General features: G+C 73.7%; 4 protein-coding genes and 1 pseudogene. 4 read left to right on the top strand and 1 reads right to left on the bottom strand.

Annotation, left to right across the window (positions count from 1 at the left end):
• Positions 1-425 (bottom strand): annotated as a pseudogene (locus tag ABZ371_RS30080) (hypothetical protein); the annotation flags it as partial.
• Positions 426-621: 196 nt separating this feature from the next.
• On the opposite strand from ABZ371_RS30080, the gene ABZ371_RS30075 reads away from it, so the two are divergent.
• The 4 genes from ABZ371_RS30075 to ABZ371_RS30060 form a co-directional block, all read left to right on the top strand.
• Positions 622-1,656, top strand: coding sequence for an iron-siderophore ABC transporter substrate-binding protein (locus ABZ371_RS30075; RefSeq protein WP_358685515.1), 1,035 nt, complete (start codon positions 622-624; stop codon positions 1,654-1,656).
• Between the two features lie 119 nt (positions 1,657-1,775).
• Positions 1,776-2,612 (top strand): Nif3-like dinuclear metal center hexameric protein, encoded by an 837-nt coding sequence (locus ABZ371_RS30070; protein WP_358685513.1) that lies wholly within the window; start codon positions 1,776-1,778, stop codon positions 2,610-2,612.
• Positions 2,609-3,352 (top strand): C4-type zinc ribbon domain-containing protein, encoded by a 744-nt coding sequence (locus ABZ371_RS30065; protein ID WP_358685517.1) that lies wholly within the window; start codon positions 2,609-2,611, stop codon positions 3,350-3,352. The genes ABZ371_RS30070 and ABZ371_RS30065 overlap by 4 nt, the downstream gene beginning before the upstream one ends.
• Positions 3,352-3,897 (top strand): reverse transcriptase-like protein (locus tag ABZ371_RS30060; RefSeq protein WP_358685510.1); only part of this gene is annotated, 546 nt, incomplete at its 3' end. The genes ABZ371_RS30065 and ABZ371_RS30060, both read left to right, overlap by 1 nt.

The following is a 3,897-nucleotide window of genomic DNA, read 5'->3' as shown; positions in this document are numbered from 1 at the left end:
GGTTCCGCGACGCCGGTGCCGAGGGGGCGCTGCTCCGGGTGCCCACCGGGGACCGGTGAGGCGGTGGTCGCGCCGGTGGCGGCCGGCTCACCGATGGCGGCGGGCGTGCCGGCCCCGCCGTGCGCGGCCTGCCCGCCCGCAGCGCCGGCCCCGCCGGGGCCACCGCGCACCGGCCCCGGCCGCGAGGTGCCGATGTACGCGGCCGCCCCGGCGGGCATCGTGGCCGTGCGGGACCAGCCGCCTCCGGGCGATCCGCCCGGTGCGCCCGGTGCCCGGACGGCTCCGGCCCTGTCCGGTGCTCCGCCGGCGCGGGGTTGCTCCGGCTCGGCGGGTGCGTCCGGGTCCGCCGGTCGGGGTGCGGTCTCCACCGTCGTGGCAGTCCCCGCGGCCCCGGCGATCTCGTTCTCGGCAGTACAGGCAGTCATGGTGCGGTCACCTCCGGCAACCGAAGCTAGTTTTCGCACGCCCTGCCGGACAACGCGAGGCATCGCACTTCACACATACGGGTGGCGGTCCCCCTGTTCGCCCGAGTGGGAGGGGGCCGCTGTGCTGCTGGTAACACGTGTAAAAGGTTAGGCTTCCCTAAGATTTTCCTGTGAGAGCCCTGAACTGGAGCGAATCATGTCCCCACGACGCCGCGGCACCGCCGCAGCCGCCCTCGCGGTGGCTGCCGCCCTCTCCCTCACGGCGTGCGGGGGCGACGCGTCGGGAGGCGCGGGTCCGGAGGCCGGCGGTGACAAGAAGGCGGCCGTCGCCACGGGTGGCAAGGACTTCGGCGACGCGGCGAGGAAGACGGCCCGGTACGGCACGGACGCCGAGGCCGGCGAGTTCCCCCGTACGCTCACGCACGCCATGGGCAGCACCGAGATCAAGGCCGCTCCCGAGCGCGTCGTCGTCCTGGACGTGGGCGAGTTCGACAACGTCGTCTCGCTGGGCGTGAAGCCCGTCGGCTACGCACCGTCCGAAGGCGACGCGGCCATCCCGTCGTACCTGGAGAAGGACGCCGGGAAGCCGGTGAGCGTGGGCACGATCAACAGCCTCAACCTGGAGGCGATCGCGGCCCTGAAGCCCGACCTGATCCTCGGCAGCCAGCTGCGCGCCGCCGACAAGTACGACGAGCTCTCCAGGATCGCTCCGACCGTCTTCTCCATCCGCCCCGGCTTCACCTGGAAGGAGAACTACCTCCTCAACGCGGCGGCGCTCGACAGGACCGCGAAGGCGAGGTCCGAACTCGCCGCCTACGAGGCGAAGGCGGCGAAGCTGGGCGAGGACATCGGCCCGGACAAGCCGACCGTCTCCATGGTCCGCTACCTCCCGGACCGCATCCGCCTCTACGCGAAGGCGTCCTTCATCGGCACCGTCCTGGCGGACGTCGGCCTGCCCCGCCCCCGGAACCAGCAGGTCGACGAGCTCGCGGCCGAGATCAGCCCGGAGAACATCGACCAGGCCGACGCCGACTGGATCTTCACCGGTGTCTACGGTGACGGCGGGGCGACCGACCGGGACACCGCCCGGGCCAACCCCCTCTGGAAGAACCTCCCGGCGGTCAAGGCCGGCCGGGCCCAGGACGTCCCGGACGAGACCTGGTACCTCGGCCTCGGCGTCACCTCGGCGAACCTGGTCCTCGACGACCTGCGCGCCGACCTCGTGAAGTGAGGCCGGCGCGGGGTGCCCCGCGCACCCGGCCGTGACCGCTCGTGACCGGCCGGGCCCCTCCCGTCCGGGGGACCGGCCGCGGGGGCGGCGGGGCGCGGCGGGCGGGTAGCCTTTCCCCCGTGCCCCGTCTGTCTGAAGTCATCGCCGAGCTCGACGCCCTCTGGCCCCCCGAGCGGGCCGAGGGCTGGGACGCGGTCGGCACGGTCTGCGGCGACCCCGACGCGGAGGTCGACCGGGTCCTCTTCGCCGTCGACCCGGTCCGGCGGATCGCCGACGAGGCGCGCGCCCTCGGCGCCCAGCTGATCGTCACGCACCACCCGCTCTACCTGCGCGGTACGACGACGGTCGCGGCCTCCACCTTCAAGGGCCGGGTCGTGCACGACCTCATCGGGCACGGCATCGCACTGCACGTCGCGCACACCAACGCCGACACCGCCGACCCCGGGGTCTCCGACGCCCTGGCCGCAGCCCTGGACCTCAGGGTCACGGGCCCCCTCGTGCCGGATCCCACCGATGCCCGGGGCCGCCGCGGCCTCGGCCGGATCTGTGAGCTGGACCGCCCGGAGACCCTCCGCGACTTCGCCGCCCGCGCCGCCGCCCGGCTGCCCGCCACCGCGCAGGGCGTCCGGCTCGCAGGCGACCCGGACGCCACCGTACGGCGCGTGGCGGTCAGCGGCGGCTCCGGCGACAGCCTCTTCGACGCCGTGCGCGCCGCGGGTGTCGACGCCTTCCTCACCGCGGACCTGCGCCACCACCCGGCCTCCGAGGCCGTCCAGCACTCGCCGCTCGGCCTCGTCGACGCCGCACACTGGGCCACCGAGTGGCCCTGGTGCGAGCAGGCCGCCGCCGAGCTCGACGCGATTTCCGACCGCCACGGATGGGACCTGCGGGTCCACGTCTCGAAGCAGGTCACCGACCCCTGGACCACCCACCACTCTTCTGGAGCCCCCAACTGAACGCCGCGCCCGCCGACCAGATCCGACTCCTCGAAGTCCAGGCCCTCGACGTACGTCTGTCGCAGCTGTCCCACAAGCGCACGTCCCTGCCCGAGCACGCCGAGATCGAGGCGCTCAACCACGACCTCGCGCAGCTGCGCGACCTGCTGGTCGCCTCGCAGACCGAGGAGAGCGACACCACCCGCGAGCAGACCAAGGCCGAGCAGGACGTCGACCAGGTGCGCCAGCGTGCCGTCCGCGACCAGCAGCGGCTGGACTCCGGTGCCGTGTCCTCGCCGAAGGACCTGGAGAGCCTCCAGCGCGAGATCGCCTCGCTCGCCAAGCGCCAGGGCGACCTCGAGGACGTCGTCCTGGAGATCATGGAGCGCCGTGAGTCCGCCCAGGAGCGCGTCGCCGAACTGACGGAGCGCGTGAGCGCCGTGCAGGCCAAGGTGGACGACGCGACCGCCCGCCGGGACGCCGCGACCGCCGAGCTCGACGCCGAGGCCGCCACCGTCACCAAGGACCGCGAGGTCGTCGCCGGCGCCGTCCCCGCCGACCTGCTGAAGCTCTACGACAAGCTGCGCGCCCAGCAGGGAGGCGTCGGCGCCGCCCGTCTCTACCAGCGCCGGTGCGAGGGCTGCCGCTTGGAGCTGAACATCACGGAGGTCAACGACGTGAAGGCGGCTTCCCCGGACACCGTGCTGCGCTGCGAGAACTGCCACCGCATCCTGGTCCGCACCTCGGAGTCGGGCCTGTAATGACGGCTCCCCGCCGGCTGGTCGTCGAGGCGGACGGAGGCTCCCGGGGCAACCCGGGGCCCGCCGGGTACGGCGCGGTCGTCCTCGACGCGCTCGACGACCGGACGCTCGCCGAGGCCGCCGAGTACATCGGCGTCGCGACGAACAACGTCGCTGAGTACCGGGGCCTCATCGCCGGTCTCGAAGCGGTGAAGGAGCTCTTCCCGGACACGGCCGTACAGGTCCGTGTGCGGATGGACTCCAAGCTGGTGGTCGAGCAGATGTCGGGCCGCTGGAAGATCAAGCACCCCGACATGAAGCCGCTCGCGGCACAGGCCGCGCGGATCCTGCCCGCCTCCGCCGTCACGTACGAGTGGATCCCGCGCGAGCGCAACAAGCACGCCGACCGGCTGGCCAACGAGGCCATGGACGCGGGCGGGCGCGGCGAGCGGTGGGATGCGGCGTCCTCGTCGGCCGATCCGGACACACCGCGTACGCAGGCGCTCCCGGAGCCGCCCCCCGGCCCACCCGGGGACCCCGTCGCGGGCGCCGCGAAGGTCCGGGCC

It is taken from the genome of Streptomyces sp. NPDC005899 (genome assembly GCF_040629645.1).
Lineage (GTDB): Bacteria > Actinomycetota > Actinomycetes > Streptomycetales > Streptomycetaceae > Streptomyces.
The sequence above is the reverse complement of the archived record's forward strand: the minus strand, read 5'-3'. Positions and strand labels throughout refer to the sequence as shown.

What these genes read in the sequence shown, in the direction of transcription:
- ABZ371_RS30075 (WP_358685515.1), top strand. Translation starts at nt 622, where the DNA reads ATGTCCCCACGACGCCGCGGCACCGCCGCAGCCGCCCTCGCGGTGGCT.